12 protein-coding genes are annotated in these 15,406 nt (G+C 36.3%); 8 read left to right on the top strand and 4 right to left on the bottom strand.

Features of this window, described 5'->3' with window-relative positions; all coding sequences use genetic code 11:
* Window positions 1-78: 78 nt before the first annotated feature.
* From M030_RS0104480 to M030_RS0104465, 4 genes are all read right to left on the bottom strand, one after another.
* On the bottom strand, window positions 79-819 hold the full coding sequence (locus tag M030_RS0104480) for a hypothetical protein (protein WP_027372445.1): 741 nt from the start codon (window positions 817-819) through the stop codon (window positions 79-81).
* A gap of 10 nt (window positions 820-829) precedes the next feature.
* Window positions 830-1,708 carry a DMT family transporter gene (locus M030_RS0104475; protein WP_027372444.1) on the bottom strand — a complete coding sequence of 293 codons (879 nt, stop codon included), beginning with the start codon at window positions 1,706-1,708 and terminating at the stop codon, window positions 830-832.
* 76 nt (window positions 1,709-1,784) lie between these two features.
* Entirely contained in the window at window positions 1,785-3,056 is a 1,272-nt protein-coding gene (locus M030_RS0104470) for an aminotransferase class I/II-fold pyridoxal phosphate-dependent enzyme (protein WP_027372443.1), read from the bottom strand.
* A gap of 83 nt (window positions 3,057-3,139) precedes the next feature.
* Complete coding sequence (locus tag M030_RS0104465; protein ID WP_027372442.1) at window positions 3,140-4,177, bottom strand: PLP-dependent cysteine synthase family protein; 1,038 nt, start codon at window positions 4,175-4,177, stop codon at window positions 3,140-3,142.
* A gap of 222 nt (window positions 4,178-4,399) precedes the next feature.
* Between M030_RS0104465 and M030_RS0104460 the strand changes: the two genes are divergently transcribed.
* From M030_RS0104460 to M030_RS0104425, 8 genes are all read left to right on the top strand, one after another.
* Complete coding sequence (locus M030_RS0104460; RefSeq protein WP_027372441.1) at window positions 4,400-7,885, top strand: DUF2723 domain-containing protein; 3,486 nt, start codon at window positions 4,400-4,402, stop codon at window positions 7,883-7,885.
* A gap of 90 nt (window positions 7,886-7,975) precedes the next feature.
* Window positions 7,976-9,469, top strand: a complete 1,494-nt coding sequence (locus tag M030_RS0104455) for a hypothetical protein (protein WP_027372440.1) — start codon at window positions 7,976-7,978, stop codon at window positions 9,467-9,469.
* Between the two features lie 87 nt (window positions 9,470-9,556).
* On the top strand, window positions 9,557-10,084 hold the full coding sequence (locus M030_RS0104450) for a DUF1697 domain-containing protein (protein ID WP_027372439.1): 528 nt from the start codon (window positions 9,557-9,559) through the stop codon (window positions 10,082-10,084).
* Window positions 10,085-10,388: 304 nt separating this feature from the next.
* Window positions 10,389-11,198, top strand: a complete 810-nt coding sequence (gene kdsA / locus M030_RS0104445; protein ID WP_027372438.1) for a 3-deoxy-8-phosphooctulonate synthase — start codon at window positions 10,389-10,391, stop codon at window positions 11,196-11,198.
* A gap of 43 nt (window positions 11,199-11,241) precedes the next feature.
* On the top strand, window positions 11,242-13,479 hold the full coding sequence (locus M030_RS0104440; protein ID WP_027372437.1) for a TonB-dependent receptor plug domain-containing protein: 2,238 nt from the start codon (window positions 11,242-11,244) through the stop codon (window positions 13,477-13,479).
* 245 nt (window positions 13,480-13,724) lie between these two features.
* Window positions 13,725-14,132, top strand: coding sequence for a GNAT family N-acetyltransferase (locus M030_RS0104435; protein ID WP_027372436.1), 408 nt, complete (start codon window positions 13,725-13,727; stop codon window positions 14,130-14,132).
* A gap of 221 nt (window positions 14,133-14,353) precedes the next feature.
* Window positions 14,354-14,734, top strand: coding sequence for an HYC_CC_PP family protein (locus M030_RS0104430; protein WP_027372435.1), 381 nt, complete (start codon window positions 14,354-14,356; stop codon window positions 14,732-14,734).
* A 119-nt stretch (window positions 14,735-14,853) separates the two neighbouring features.
* Window positions 14,854-15,327 carry a DUF3347 domain-containing protein gene (locus M030_RS0104425; RefSeq protein ID WP_027372434.1) on the top strand — a complete coding sequence of 158 codons (474 nt, stop codon included), beginning with the start codon at window positions 14,854-14,856 and terminating at the stop codon, window positions 15,325-15,327.
* The last annotated feature ends 79 nt before the right edge of the window (window positions 15,328-15,406 follow it).

Here is a 15,406-nt window from a genome sequence, read left to right as displayed (position 1 = left end):
ATATGCCAAACAATTTCTTCCGTATATCACTGTATTCATAGATGTAAAAAAATTAGCTTATTTTATCCTGAACAAAAATTATTTAAATACAGCATCGGGAGTATTATTACGGATAAATTCAAGAAAATAGCCTTCATGGAAATAGCCATTTTCATCCAAAATTTTATCCGACAGAACTTCCGGGTCATTGAAGCCATCCAGACGTATGTTTTCAACAGATCTTCCGGCTTTTCCCTGAATCTCATTGTGAAGGCTTATTAAATATTTCGAATGGATACTCCCTTCAGCTACCGTATAATGTCCATTTTCAGCAATAAGATCTGAGGATATATTTTCTTCAACATATGTTTCATTATCATTACCCGATGCTCCAAATAATACGGAACAGGACAGGCTTCCGGAGCAGTAAAGGGAACCGTTGACCACGATATTTTCAGCCTTTATATTTCCCATGACAATCAGAACCGTGTATTCTTCTACAAAGAGATTTTCAGAGAGATCAAGATCCTTGTCAAGAAGGATAATTTTGTATCCCTCATCATCCTCAGACACTATATCCAGAGTGGTCGAACTTTCATTTTGTGCCAGAACAATTGTATGAAGATTGCCTTCATCGGGTTGTGAAGATACTGCTCTTATTTTTTCTGCAGTTTCTTTATCCAGCATTTCAAGAAATTCGGAAAGATCCTCATCATCTGAAGACTGTTCTCCGAAAATTGTAAAATCAAGTGCTGAAGAAACGACAGAATAGAAATTTTCTGATTGATTTTTTAAATAGAGATATAGTTGCTCCTTCGTTATTTGCTGTAATCTCTGCATAGTTTACTATTTAAGCATGAGCCGTATTTTTACGATCAGAAATAACATTCAGGATAACTCCCAGTAAAATAAGGGTGATCCCGATCAACAGATTGAAGGTGAATTTTTCGTTAAACATACATACACTTACCATGACCGCCACTACAGGCTCCAGTGCTCCCAAAACAGCTACCGGTGTAGAACCGATATTTTTAATAGCATATACCAGACATAAGCTGGATATCACTGTAGTAAGAAAAGCAAAAATAAGAAAGTTAAAAAAGATAGTGGTTGAAGGAATAACAAATGATTCATGGCCTATAAAAGATTTGGTCATAAAAAACAGGGAGGTAAAAAGCATTGAATAGAAAGTCAGCTTAAACCCTGAAACTTTAAGATGGGATTTATTGACAATCACCATATACAGCGCATAAAATAATGAGCTGAGCATGACAATCCCGAGTCCGGCAAAATTAATTTCGAATCCGTTGCCTTTTAAACATAAAATGATAACCCCTATAAAGGCAAGAAGCAATGACCCTACAGATAATTTGGTAAGCCTCTCCTTATAAAAAAAGAACATGATCAACGCTACAATGATAGGGTAGATAAACAGAACTGTGGAGGCAATTCCGGGGGTAAGAAAATCGTATCCTAAAAACAAAAATTCAGAGGAAAGGGCATAGCATATTCCCAAAATAGCCAAGATCAAAGCCTCTTTTTTATTGATCCTGAAATTTTGTCTGGAATAAATCAGATATCCACCCAACATCAGTGCTGAAAAGAAAAATCTGTAAAACAGTGTAATATCCATCGAAAAATGAGCCTGCTTGATGGGCAGGATAAAAATAGGAATCAATCCATAAGAAACGGCTGATAAAACGCCCAGTATATACCCTCTAAGTTTCATTTGTTTTAATAGCTTTTATAGTTTTTAAAATAAAAAAACCACTGAATCAATCAGTGGTTTTTTGTATGGTGATGAATTAAATCGGTTTAAAACTTAATCCCTGTTCCTGCAGTAATAATTGCTCCTGCTCTTTATAGTAACCACTTACTAATTTATCGTGAATCGCTTCAAAGGCTGCCAGTGTTTCATTAATCTCGGCATCGGTATGAGAAGCTGTAGGAATTAATCTTAAAAGAATCATTCCTTTCGGAATCACAGGGTATACAACGACCGATGTGAAGATCCCGAAGTTTTCTCTTAAATCTTTTACAAGAAGAGTAGCCTCTACCGGAGTTCCCTGCATCATGACCGGAGTCACACACGTATTGGTATCTCCAATATTAAATCCTCTTTCCTTTAACCCATTCTGTAATTTGTCTACATTTTCCCAAAGCTTAGCTTTGATCTCAGGTCTGGATCTTAAAAGTTCCAGTCTTTTCAAACCTCCGATTACCATCGGCATTGTAAGAGACTTCGCAAAAATTTGTGATCTCAGGTTGAATTTCAGATATCTGATGATCTCTTTATCTCCTGCAAGGAAGGCTCCGAAACCGGCCATTGACTTTGCAAAAGTAGAGAAGTAGACATCAATCTGATCATTACAGCCCTGTTCTTCACCAACTCCGGCACCTGTTTTACCAAGTGTTCCGAATCCGTGGGCGTCATCTACTAAAAGTCTGAACTGATATTTTGATTTAAGGTCACAAATTTCTTTGATCTTACCTTGCTGTCCTCTCATTCCGAAAACTCCTTCCGTGATCACAAGGATTCCTCCTCCTGTTTCTTCCGCTACTTTCGTTGCTCTCTGAAGGTTTTTCTCAAGGCTTTCCATGTCATTGTGCTTATAGGTAAATCTTTTACCTGAATGAAGTCTCACTCCATCTACGATGCAGGCATGAGAATCCATATCATAAACAATGACATCATTTCTGCTTACCAGAGCATCAATGGTAGAAACCATCCCCTGATAACCGAAATTCAGTAAGTATGCTGATTCTTTTTGTACAAAATCTGCCAATTCTCTTTCCAACTGAAGGTGCTGATCTGTCTCTCCGGACATCGCTCTTGCTCCCATCGGATAAAACATTCCATATTCTGCAGCCGCTTTTGCATCCGCTTCTATTACTTCAGGATGGTTACATAATCCTAAATAATCATTGGCACTCCAGAAAATTACTTCTCTACCCTGAAACTGCATTCTAGGGCCGATAGGACCTTCCAATCTAGGGAAGATAAAATATCCTTCTCCATAATCTGCAAATTGTCCAAGTGGTCCTGGATTTTCTTTTATTCTTTCAAAAATATCCAACATTGTTTCGTAATTTTTAAGTAAAAAAGCCTTTTTTGTAGAACACGCAAAAGGCTTTATTTATATCGTGATTTTATTTGTTCTTATTTGATAAACTCTGTTTTGAAAACTTCGTCGTAATTGTGAACACAGTTGTTGACAAATCCCTGTTCGGCCATCCATTTATCACTGTATACTTTGGTGATGTATCTTGAGCCATGATCAGGATATATTAAAATGACTACATCATTTTCAGTCAATTCATGAGACTGTGCATATTGTATAAGTCCTTGCGTTACGGCTCCGGTTGTATAACCTCCCATAATAGCCTCTTTCAAAGCAATTTCACGGGTTCTGTACGCAGACATTTCATCATTTACTCTTACAAACTCATCTACCTTGTCGAAAAGAAGAGCGGCTGGAATCAGGTTTTTTCCCATTCCTTCAATCTGATAAGGATGTACATCTTCCTTATGAATTTCTCCTGTTTCGTGATAGCTTTTCAATATTGATCCATCTGCATCAACTCCGATAATCTTAATATCCGGATTTTTTTCCTTCAAAAATTTCGCTGAACCCGATAGTGTTCCTCCTGTTCCGGTACAAGCAAAAAGGTGAGTGATCTTTCCTTCTGTTTGTTCCCAGATTTCAGGACCTGTAGTCTGATAATGGGCGTCAATATTGAGCTCATTAAAGTACTGGTTGATATAAATGGAATTCGGTGTTTCCTGTGCGATCCTTTTAGCCACTTCATAGTATGATCTCGGATCATCCGCCGGTACATTCGCAGGACATATGTATACAGTAGCTCCCAATGCCTTCAGATAGGCAATTTTTTCCGGTTTGGTTTTGTCGCTAACAGCGAGAATACATTTATATCCCTTGATGATACATACCATCGCAATAGAAAACCCAGTGTTTCCTGAAGTAGTTTCTACAACTACAGAGTCTTCTTTTAATAAGCCTTTTTTCTCTGCGTTTTCTATAATATGAAGAGCGATTCGATCTTTGGTGGAATGTCCAGGATTATATGATTCTAACTTGGCATAAACGGTTGCTGGAATATCTTTTGTGACAGTATTTAGCTTCACCATAGGAGTGTGTCCTATTAGGCCAAGGATATTATCGTAAACATTACTCATTATTTGTTATTTTCAATAAAAATCTGACTGCAAAAATACAAAAAAATAAATAATTACTAAACTTTTGTTTGATTTCTAGACGCCCGTTTTGTAAAAATTTATTTTCAGGTTTATAGTTTTAGCACGAGTATAATCGCAAATTCCACGCCAATTTTTTAAATTTTGTTAAAACCAACATAAAATAATATAAAAGCCCTATTTTCGCATAATTGATTTAATACTATGAAAAATTGGACTTTTAGGCAATGGAACACCGTTTTAGGATGGGTGATTTTCGTCATTGCGTTTTTCACGTACTTGTCCACAATAGAACCCAATTTCAGTTTCTGGGATTGTGGCGAGTACATTTCTTCTGCAGTAAAACTTGAAGTAACGCACGCTCCCGGGGCAGCATTATTCCAGATTGTGGGTGCTGTGGCAGCCATGTTTGCATTAGGAGATGGCGAACATTATTCCATCGTAATCAACGCGATGTCTGCATTGTTCAGCGCGCTGACTATTTTATTTTTGTTTTGGACGATCACTCATTTGGTGAGAAGACTTTTAAACAAAGATTTCGAAGAAATTACGAAACATCAGGAAATCTCTATTTTATTTGCCGGAGCAGTGGGAGCATTGTGCTTCACATTTTCGGATACATTCTGGTTCTCTGCAGTAGAGGGAGAGGTTTATTCGATGGCTTCAATGTTCATCGCTCTTTTGGTCTGGTTAATTACGAAATGGGAAAATGAGTATCAGGCAGCAGACAGTGAAAGATGGATTATTCTTATTTTCTTTGTTTTGGGACTTTCGGTTGGGGTACACATGATGTGTATGCTGGCAACTCCTATGGTATGTCTTGTATACTATGCAAGAAATTATAAGTTTACCTGGAAGAACTTCATCTGGGCCAACCTTATTACATTGGGAATTTTGATTGTTGTTTTTAAAATTATCTTCCCTTTAATTATGACCATGTTCGGAAGACTGGAAATTTTCTTTGTCAACGGTCTCGGACTCCCTTTCCACTCAGGAACAATTGCAGCGTTTATTCTGATGACTGCGATCTGTTATTTTATTATTAAATATGCGAGAAAAGCTAAGAAAAAACTTTATCAGACCGCGGCTTTGTCAGTGGTATTTATGATTATTGGTTTTTCTTGCTGGATGGTGATTCCTATCAGAGCCAATGCTAATCCGCCGATGAACCTTAATGACCCGGATACGGCAATTGGTATGCTGGATTATTACAACAGGGAACAGTATGGTGACTGGCCGACTATTTACGGGCAGAATTACACGGCATTCCTTGATGCAAACGGAATCGAAAAGAATGAAGACGGAAGTTTTAAAACACAGAAAACCGGTGAAATCTATGAAAAAGATGAGAAAACCGGAACGTATAGAAAAACAGGAGACCGTTTCAATTATGTATTCAGCAAGTCTCAGATAAGCCTGATGCCTAGAATGTTTAATGAGGATAAGAGTGTAATGGCTAATTATATTTCAATGTATGGAGCTCCTGATTTTACATTCAATTATGCTAATGAAGATGTGGCAGATAATCCACAGGCTAAGCAGATTTTTGATGAATTGCGAGCAAAGTATGAAGACAAGTCGATTACGGCAGCAGACTATTTGAAAGTAAAACCTTATAACCTGATCAATGTTCAGAAGCCTTCATTGCTTCAGAATATGGATTATTTCATTTCTTTCCAGAACGGATATTATTTTGTAAGATACCTGATGTGGAACTTCGTAGGTAGACAAAACGACCTGGAAGGGAATATGGAAAGTACCAACGGAAACTGGATTTCCGGTATTCCTTTTATTGATAATGTGATTGTAGGAAATCAGGATAAAATGCCTGCTAAATTTAAAAATGAAAGTACGGTAAAATTCTTCTTCCTTCCTTTAATTTTAGGTTTAATAGGATTCTTTTTCCAGTTGAACAGAGATTTTGGAAGATTCTACGCCCTATTATCATTGTTCATTATAACAAGTGTCGGAATTATTTTCTATACAGGGGTAAAACCATTTGAACCAAGAGAAAGAGATTATGCAATGGTAGGTTCCTTCTATGCATTTGCGATCTGGATCGGATTGGGGGCAGGAGCTATTCTATGGTTCCTTCAATCGAAAATAAAATCCAACGGGGCGAATATCGCTTTAGGTGTTGTACTTTTAGGAATTCCATTTATGATGGGCTTCCAGAATTACAATGTACATGACAGAAGTAACAGATATACCGCTTATGATTATGCCTATTCTGTACTGAAATCATTGCCGAAAAATGATATTTTATTCGTTTACGGAGATAATGATACTTATCCGGTTTGGGCCATCCAGGAAACGGAAAGGTTCAGAGATGATGTAAAGGTGGTTAACTTTACACTGGCCTCTACACCATGGAACTTAGATCAGGTGAAGAGAAGAACCTATAACGCGATGGGAATTCCAAGTCAGCTGACTCATGAAGATTATAGAGATGGCGTCAACGACCAGATCTATATGATGAAAAAAGAGGATTGGGAAGGCGTTTTTTCTATGCTGAAAGAGCAGGGAGCTCCTGAAACAGAATTCCAGTCATTCAGAAAATATCTTACCCAAGACTCTCTGACACTGAAACAAGCTATTGATTTTATCAAATTCAAATCTCCTGAAAAAGATCAGCTTTTGAAGATGTATTTCGGAGAAGAGAAATATGAAAAATATAACATTCTTCCTGTCAACAAATTTATTCTTCCTGTTAATAAAGAAAATGCTTTAAAAGCGGGAATCATCAATCAGGCGGATCTTCCGAATGTAGTGAATCAGATTATGATTACTTACAAAGGAAACACATTGTACAAAAACAATCTGATCTTACTGGATATGTTGGCAAACTTTGACTGGAAGCGTCCTATTAACTTCTCTTCAGGAGGAATTTATGACAGCGAAAATATTTTCTACCTTAATGAATATCTTCAGTTTGACGGTTTCAGTTACAGACTGATTCCAATTCATACCCCTCAGACTGCTGATGGAGATATGGGAAGAGTAGATGCCAATTCTCTTTATAATGTGGTGAAAAACTTCAGATGGGGGAACTTTAAAGATCTAAATGCCCATTTTGACGAAACGGCTACATCAAATATTATCAGCTACAGAATGTCAGCAAGCAGAGCTGCTTCTGCGTTGGCATTAAGCGGACAGAAGGCAAAAGCGTTGGAATTATTGGATCTTGCTGCAAAAGAAATTCCGGCTGAGAAATATAATGATCCACGCTCGCTAAGCTCTATTGTATCAGGATATATTATCGCAGGTCAGGAGCAGAAAGGTCTTCAGTTGGCAGAAGTACTTAAAAAAGGAATTTTTGAAGAGTACGACTATTATTTCAGCCTTTCAAAATCAGATCAAAGCTACCTGAGAAGACAAATGAGAACGAAACCGATGGAATATTCTCTGGTTGTAGCAGCCGTTACCGATGCTTATACCAGAATCGGACAGAAAGAAAAAGCGTATGCTTATCTGGTTAAATCCATCGAGCCGATTGATAAAAAGTTCAATGCTTTTGTAAAAGATCTGCAGCAGATGGGCAAAGAGAAAGCTATGAAAGAATCTGAAGAGGTTCAGAAAATCACCCCTTTCTACCAATATATGTTTGATGTCATGGAGCCTTTTGATTCTACCTATTCAAAAGAAAAAGAAAATCAGATTACTTCAGCAATAATCAAAGCAACACAATAAAAGACTTTTAAAACGGAACTTCGGTTCCGTTTTTTTATTATTGGGAATACTGAATTTTAAGATTATATTTGTGAAACTTAAAAATACATAATGGTTGACACAAAGAACAAAAAGTTCCCAATTTATGCTGTAATTTTTACAGTTGTTGTTAAACTTCTTTTTTTATTAACACATTATATTCAGGAAGATGCTTTTATCACCTGGAGAGTTGCCCAGAATCTATTGGATTACGGAGTAATAGGCTTCAATGGTGATACTAAAATATCGGCTTCTACTACTCATTTGTATGTTTTTGTGTCTTATCTCTTCAATCTGGTTTTTGGCAAAGAAAACTTTATTGAGCCACTCTTAATTTTCAATTCAGTACTTTTCACCATAGGCACATTACTGTTGTCTCATTTGGTTCTTAAAAATCCTTTACAAAAGGCTGTTTTTATATTTTTAATAGGAATCCTTCCACCGTCCATTAAAATTTCCATCCTCGGAATGGAATACGGAATTTTGTTTTTTCTGGAAATGTGTCTCTTGTATTATGGCTTTCATAAAGGGAAAAAATGGGTTTTGACCCTTTTTCCGGTTCTCATTATGTTCACCAGGATTGATACGGTCATCTTTTTAGGAATCGTATTTCTTGTAGATGTATTCTGGAACAAAAAAATAAGATGGAATTACGTCTTTGGCGGGATCTGGGGCGTTTTACTTACCGTTGCTTTTAACTGGTTCTACTTCGGAGAACTTGTGAATAATACCATTACTGCAAAGAAACTCTTGTATGAGCAGAGCTTTACCTTTCAGCAAAACATAGATTACTTCCTGATAAGTTTCGGAAACTTCTGGGGAATGTTGAAAGTTCCGGGCAATTTTAATCCGGTAACCATTATCGTATTGATTTTTGAATTACTTTGTTTTATTTACTTAGTAAGACAGAGACAAAACAGGAATTATTTCCTATGGATAATTTTCATTTTCGGATGGGCAAAGCAGATTATTTTTATCTCGCAAAAGAGTTTATTCGACTGGTATTACTGGGTTCCCCAGCTTCTCCTTTTTGTACCTGTACTGATATTTGTGCTGGAACAGAAAGAGAAAAGAAATCTATGGCTTTCATTACTGGCTATATTTTATATTCTTCCTATGCTGGCTTTTCAGACCATTCATGCCATTGCAACCGGAAACGGAGAATGGAATTACCGCAGAACAATCGGAGTATTTTTAAACCAATATGAAAAGGACAAAAACCAATGGATTTTACTGGAACCAGCCGGCTATGTACCTTACTTTTCAGGATTAAAAACCATTGATGAGGTAGGATTGGTAGATAAACAGGTTCAGGAAGAAATCAAAAAAGACAAAAAGAATTATTGGATCAATACGGTAAAAACCAGAAAACCAAAGTACCTTCTCTCCTATAAAAACCTGTACGAAGGAAACACCGCTGATGCTCTTTATTATCAGACCCATTATAGAATATTAAAGGAGTTCAGGGTAAAAGATCACCTGCACAGTGACTATAAAATGCTGGAAAAAATTTACCATCTGAAACCTTCGGGAACAGACTATAATCTATATATTAGAATTGATTAAAAAACTAAAGAGTATTAAAGTCAAAAGTGATTATTGAGGAATTCTCTCACTAATACTCTCTAACCAAAACTCAAATCTCTCAAACTTATGAAATACTGTGCTTTCCTCCGCGGCGTTAATGTAAAGGGAACCAATATGAAAATGGCAGATGTATGCCAGGTTTTTAAAGAAGCGGGAATGAAAGAAGTGAGCTCGGTGCTGGCTTCCGGGAATATTGTTTTCTCTTCCGACAAAAATGCTGATGAGTTAAAATCAATCCTTGAAAAAGCAATGTCGGAACACTTTGCCTATGAAGCCTTTTTATTTGTAAAATCTAAAGAAGAAACCCAAAATTTCTGGAACGGTATACCTTTCGAAAAGAAAGATGATGCCCATATTTATGCTTTTGTCGGGATCCCGGGAGTAGAAAATGTTTTGATGGAAGAGTTTCAAAAAGCCGCACAGGCAGACAACGAGCAGGCGGAAATCGTTGACAATGTGTTTTACTGGCAGGTTCCGAAAGGAAATACACTGGATTCAACTTTTGGAAAGGTGCTCGGAAAGAAAAATCTCAAAGATCAGTTTACCAGCAGGAATATCAATACATTTGAAAAGGTCTTGAAAAAGATGGGGTAGTTCTTATCTACAATATAAAAAGTCAATGGTAACGGGCTTTAGCCTGTTCTTTTTTATCAAAATTCCATCGGCTATTTCATCATGATTCAGACCTTATATTTTACCCTGTTTTTGCTCTTGCAGATAACGCAGACTCTATAAAAGTTATCCGTAATCTTGGTCATTACACTAGGAGTGTAGTCTCAGAAGCAAAATAGGGTAGCTGCCTTTTGCAAGCCGCAACCTTACATCCGATCTCTTCTCAAATAATTTCCATTTCTAAAACTTTCTCAGTATTTTTACTGAACTTTTTAATTACAACAAAATGATTCAGTATTTAGATAATATTTCGCACAAAGATTCAAAAAACTTTTTTCTTATTGCAGGACCTTGTATTATTGAGGGAGAAGATATGGCATTGAGAATTGCAGAGAAAGTTATTACCATCACAGACAAATATAATATTCCCTATATTTTCAAAGGAAGTTTCAAAAAGGCCAACAGAAGCCGCGTGGACTCTTTTACGTCCATTGGTGAAGAAAAATCTCTTGAAATTCTTAAAAAAGTTGGTGAAACCTTCAATATTCCTACTACAACGGATATTCATGAAAATGGGCATGCGGCATTGGCAGCACAATATGTAGATGTTCTTCAGATTCCGGCATTCTTAGTACGCCAGACAGACCTTTTGGTTGCAGCAGCAAAAACCGGAAAATGTGTAACGTTGAAAAAAGGACAATTCCTTTCCCCGGAAGCCATGAAATTTGCCGTTCAGAAAGTAACAGATTCAGATAATCAGAAAGTTGCCATTATCGAGAGAGGGAATTCTTTCGGATATACAGACCTGATTGTAGATTATAGAGGAATTCCTACCATGAGAGAATATGCACCTGTCATTCTGGATGTTACGCATTCTTTACAACAACCCAACCAGAACTCCGGGGTTACCGGAGGAAGACCGGAACTTATTGAAACGATTGCTAAAGCGGGAATTGCAGTGGGGGCAGACGGACTTTTCATTGAAACACATCCTACCCCTGAAACAGCACTTTCTGATGGTGCCAACATGTTAAGATTAGATTTATTAGAAGATTTATTACAAAAATTAACGAGAATTAGAGAATCGATTTTGTAATTGTTAAAAAAACATTAATTTTAGAAATTCTAAAATATTTCTTTTGAAAAAACTAGTTTTACCGCTTAGCCTTTTGGTTCCCGTACTGTTCTTTTCTCAGCAGAGAAAAAAAGATACGGTAACCACTAAAGTGACCGATATAGAGGAAGTTGTATTCCAGAAAAAAACGACAGGAAGAACCAACGACCTTACCAACGTGAAAATTTCAGCAAAAGAGGCCAAAGCAGTGGCTTCTATCAGTGGAGGAATTGAAGGTCTTATCAAAACCTTACCTTCTGTAAACTCCAATACTGAGCTTTCATCCCAATATATGGTACGTGGTGGAAACTACGATGAAAACCTTATCTACATTAATGATATTGAAATCTACCGACCTTTCCTGATCAGAAACTCTCAACAGGAGGGGATGAGTATCATTAATCCGGATATGGTCTCAACAGTGAATTTCTCAGCAGGAGGATTTGAAGCCAGATATGGTGATAAAATGTCTTCTGCTTTAAATATCTATTACCGTGAACCTGAAAAATTTGAGGTTTCAGGAGAAGCGAGTTTAATCGGAGGAAGACTTACAACAGGCCTTGCGTCAAAAAACAAAAAGTTTACCGCTTTATTCTCAGGAAGATATAGAAATACCAACCTTGTTCTCAATACATTAAAGGAAGATACAGACTTTAATCCTACCTATTGGGATTTTCAGTCTTACCTTAATTACCATGTCAGTGATAAACTCTCCATGTCATTCATAGGCTATTACTCTAAGAATGATTATGAGATGATTCCCAAGTACAAAAGTGTTACATTTGGAAGCCTTCAGCAGCCCATTACTGTTAATATCGGGTATGATGGTAAAGAAAATGACAAGTACAAAAATATGATGGGAACGTTTTCAATGAATTATAAGCCGGCGGATAACTGGAAACTTACATTGGATGCGTTCGCTTATCAGAACAGGGAAAGAGAATACTATTCGATACAATCCGGATACGAACTGCAGACTTTTGATCCTGTAACCAAAGAACCGGTTTCATCATTTGATACCGGTGGACAGATAGAACATGCCCGGAATGATCTGTTTGTAAGAACCTACGGAACACAGTTCAGGGCAAAATTTTCACCTAATGTAAATACTGATATTGAAGTCGGATTTAAATATGAAAAAGAAAATCTGAAAGACTTTACCAATGAATGGAAATTAATTGATTCTGCAGGATACAGCCTTCCGAGACCGGAAGTTATCGATCCGAGAACAGGTGCCACCGGAGACATCAAGCTGGCTTATTATATTGCAGGAAGAAACAATATTGAACCTACAAGACTGTCTGCTTATGCACAATATTCCCAGAAGTTTTACTGGGGAGCCAGCAAGGTATTTGTGAATGCCGGGGTACGTGTAGCCAACTGGAGTTTCAATAAAGAAACCATTTTTTCCCCAAGAGTTCAGTTTGCCATAAAACCGGACTGGGATAGCGATATGTTATTTAAGCTTTCAGGAGGAATTTATTATCAGGCGCCTTTTTATAAGGAAATTAAAGACCTGGATGGGAACTTCAATTCCAATATAAAATCACAGCGTTCCATACAGTTGATTCTTGCCAATGATTATGAGTTTCAGATGTATGACCGTCCATTTAAGCTTACCACAGAACTTTATTATAAAAAGATGGATAACCTGATTCCTTATTATATGGATAATGTAAGAATCCGGTATTCAGGACAGAATAATTCTAAAGGATACGCCTATGGAATTGATACCCGTTTATTCGGAGAGTTTGTTCCCGGGGTAGATTCCTGGTTATCTGCCAGTTATGCCAGAGTATATGAGAATATTGATGGAAAAGGAAATATTCCGAGACCAACCGATCAGCGTTTCAGGTTTGCAATGTTCTATCAGGATTATATGCCGCAGTTTCCATCAATGAGAGTTAACCTTACACTGGTCTATGCAATGGGATTACCTACGGGAGCTCCTGTAATGTTTGACAGCAACGGGCAACCTGACTTTAATTCTGCATATACTTATCAGAAGACATTACCTGCTTACAAAAGGGTAGATATCGGGCTAACGAAAGTATTTATCGATCCGAAAAATAAAAATAAAGCGTCCGGTTTCTGGGGAAATTTCCAGGAGCTGACATTAGGAGTTCAGGTTTTCAATGCATTTAATATTAATAATACAGTTGCCAACCAATGGGTAACAGATTACAATACCAATTATATGTATCCTGTTCCGGTTCGCCTTACAGGACGTTTCTTTAATGTGAAGTTAGAATTTAAACTGTAAAGTTTACTTAATCAGAATTATCTGCGGGTAGATAAAACATAAAAAGATCCTCTGAAAAACAATTCAGAGGATTTTATTTGCCCGGAATTTTATAACTATGGTTTTTCTGATATAGACAACTCCTATTTTTGAAGATGTACATTATAATAACAACAATTGATTGATTTTAAAATAGTTAATTTATAAATGTAAAGGTATATATTATATTGATGGAATATGTAAATTTGAAGGTTAGTAAAAATGATATGAGCAATATTATATTTAAAATAAACGAAAAGATAGAAATTAAGACAATTAAAGATCTGTTTTTCATGTCCGATTATTTACCAATTAGCAATATGAATGATGACCTTCGTTTACAGAAAATGTTTGATAATGCAAATCTTGTTGTATCTGCCTGGTCAGAAAATAAATTAGTAGGTATTGCCCGGTCATTATGCGATTTTAGCTATTGTTGTTACCTATCTGATATTTGTGTGAACAAAGAATTTAGGCATTTAAATATTGGAAAAAGATTAATTGAAATAACAAGAGAACATGCAGGAAAAGAATGTAAAATAATTCTCCATTCTTCAGAAGATGCATTAAATTTCTACGATAAAATTGGGATGAAAAGAATTTCAGAAGCGTTTATAATCCAAAGAGACTATTAAAATGAAAAAGCGGTAATTGAGGAGCCAATGGAATTATTGAAAAGTTAATTTCTGAAAATTTTTTGTTCTTATCATGAAACTGTTTGTAAATTTATTAAAACTGATGTACCAAATCCTGAGTCTGTTAAAATTGAAGTTTTATTCTGTTTCCTGAATTTTGTAACAACATTACCAAATTTTATAACAATGATCTCACTGATATTTTTAACTTTGTCCTACCAATGAAAAAGATTCTTGCCATATTGTTTTCTATTTTCTACTTCGGGTTTTCTTCCGGAGCGGCTTTTAGCATTCACTATTGCATGAAAGAATTGGTTTCTGTAAGTCAGAAAGTAGATGATATCTGTGGAAAATGTGGCGTTAAAAATAAAAAGGAATGCTGCAAAACAGAAATCAAAATTGTAAAAGTTGATGATTCCCAAAAATCAGATCTGCTACATCTTGAGTTTTTAGGGCAGATTTCAGAAGTCCCGGTGAAGCACCAGTTTGCTTTTATTGATAGGTCTTTTTCAGCTACCAAATTCACTCAGATCCAGATCAATGCACCGCCGGAATTCCGGCCGGTACCTATCTACATCAATCATTGTAATTTTAGAATTTAGAATTCGTCAGTCGTTGTTGGTATGAACATCATATCGGTACAATGACGACATGTTCTGGCGCATATTCCTTTGTGCTTAATTATTCTCTATTTAAAAAATTAATTCTAAAATTTACAACAATGAAAAAGTATATCATTACAGCAGCATTATCTTTATTCTCAGTTATTTCACTTTCAGCGCAGTCTAAAAAAGATGCCCAGGTTTCCAAATTGTATCAGAACTATATTGCTATTAAAGCAGCATTAGCTTCAGATGATGCAGATAAAACTTCAAAAGCCGCTACAGAGTTTATCAAAACCGCTTCAACTATTGATTATAAACAGGTCTCGGAAGGTAATCTTAACATTCTTAGAAAAGATGCGTCTTCAATTTCCGAAGCCAGAACTGTTACAGCTCAGAGAGAAAATTTTATGAATCTTTCTGATAATATGATCGCGTTGACAAAACAATTTAAGCTGTCTGAAAAACCTGTATATGTACAATATTGCCCAATGGCTGATGCAAGCTGGTTGAGTAATGAAAAGCAGATTGCTAATCCATACTATGGTAAATCCATGCTTTCATGCGGAAGCGTAAAGTCAGAAATTAAATAAATACCGTATTTATTTACATAACAAACAGTTGCATGGGTTAATGTAAATGTTACTTTAATCTATGCAGCTTTTAAAAAGT

It is taken from the genome of Chryseobacterium sp. UNC8MFCol, from assembly GCF_000482305.1.
GTDB lineage: Bacteria > Bacteroidota > Bacteroidia > Flavobacteriales > Weeksellaceae > Chryseobacterium > Chryseobacterium indologenes.
This window is presented reverse-complemented; position numbering and strand designations above follow the sequence as displayed.

Bases quoted from the DNA above. Each gene is read 5' to 3' on its own strand.
- M030_RS0104480 (WP_027372445.1), bottom strand. From the start codon at position 819: ATGCAGAGATTACAGCAAATAACGAAGGAGCAACTATATCTCTATTTA.
- M030_RS0104475 (WP_027372444.1), bottom strand. From the start codon at position 1,708: ATGAAACTTAGAGGGTATATACTGGGCGTTTTATCAGCCGTTTCTTAT.
- M030_RS0104465 (WP_027372442.1), bottom strand. From the start codon at position 4,177: ATGAGTAATGTTTACGATAATATCCTTGGCCTAATAGGACACACTCCT.
- M030_RS0104460 (WP_027372441.1), top strand. From the start codon at position 4,400: ATGAAAAATTGGACTTTTAGGCAATGGAACACCGTTTTAGGATGGGTG.
- M030_RS0104455 (WP_027372440.1), top strand. From the start codon at position 7,976: ATGGTTGACACAAAGAACAAAAAGTTCCCAATTTATGCTGTAATTTTT.
- M030_RS0104450 (WP_027372439.1), top strand. From the start codon at position 9,557: ATGAAATACTGTGCTTTCCTCCGCGGCGTTAATGTAAAGGGAACCAAT.
- kdsA (WP_027372438.1), top strand. From the start codon at position 10,389: ATGATTCAGTATTTAGATAATATTTCGCACAAAGATTCAAAAAACTTT.
- M030_RS0104435 (WP_027372436.1), top strand. From the start codon at position 13,725: ATGAGCAATATTATATTTAAAATAAACGAAAAGATAGAAATTAAGACA.
- M030_RS0104430 (WP_027372435.1), top strand. From the start codon at position 14,354: ATGAAAAAGATTCTTGCCATATTGTTTTCTATTTTCTACTTCGGGTTT.
- M030_RS0104425 (WP_027372434.1), top strand. From the start codon at position 14,854: ATGAAAAAGTATATCATTACAGCAGCATTATCTTTATTCTCAGTTATT.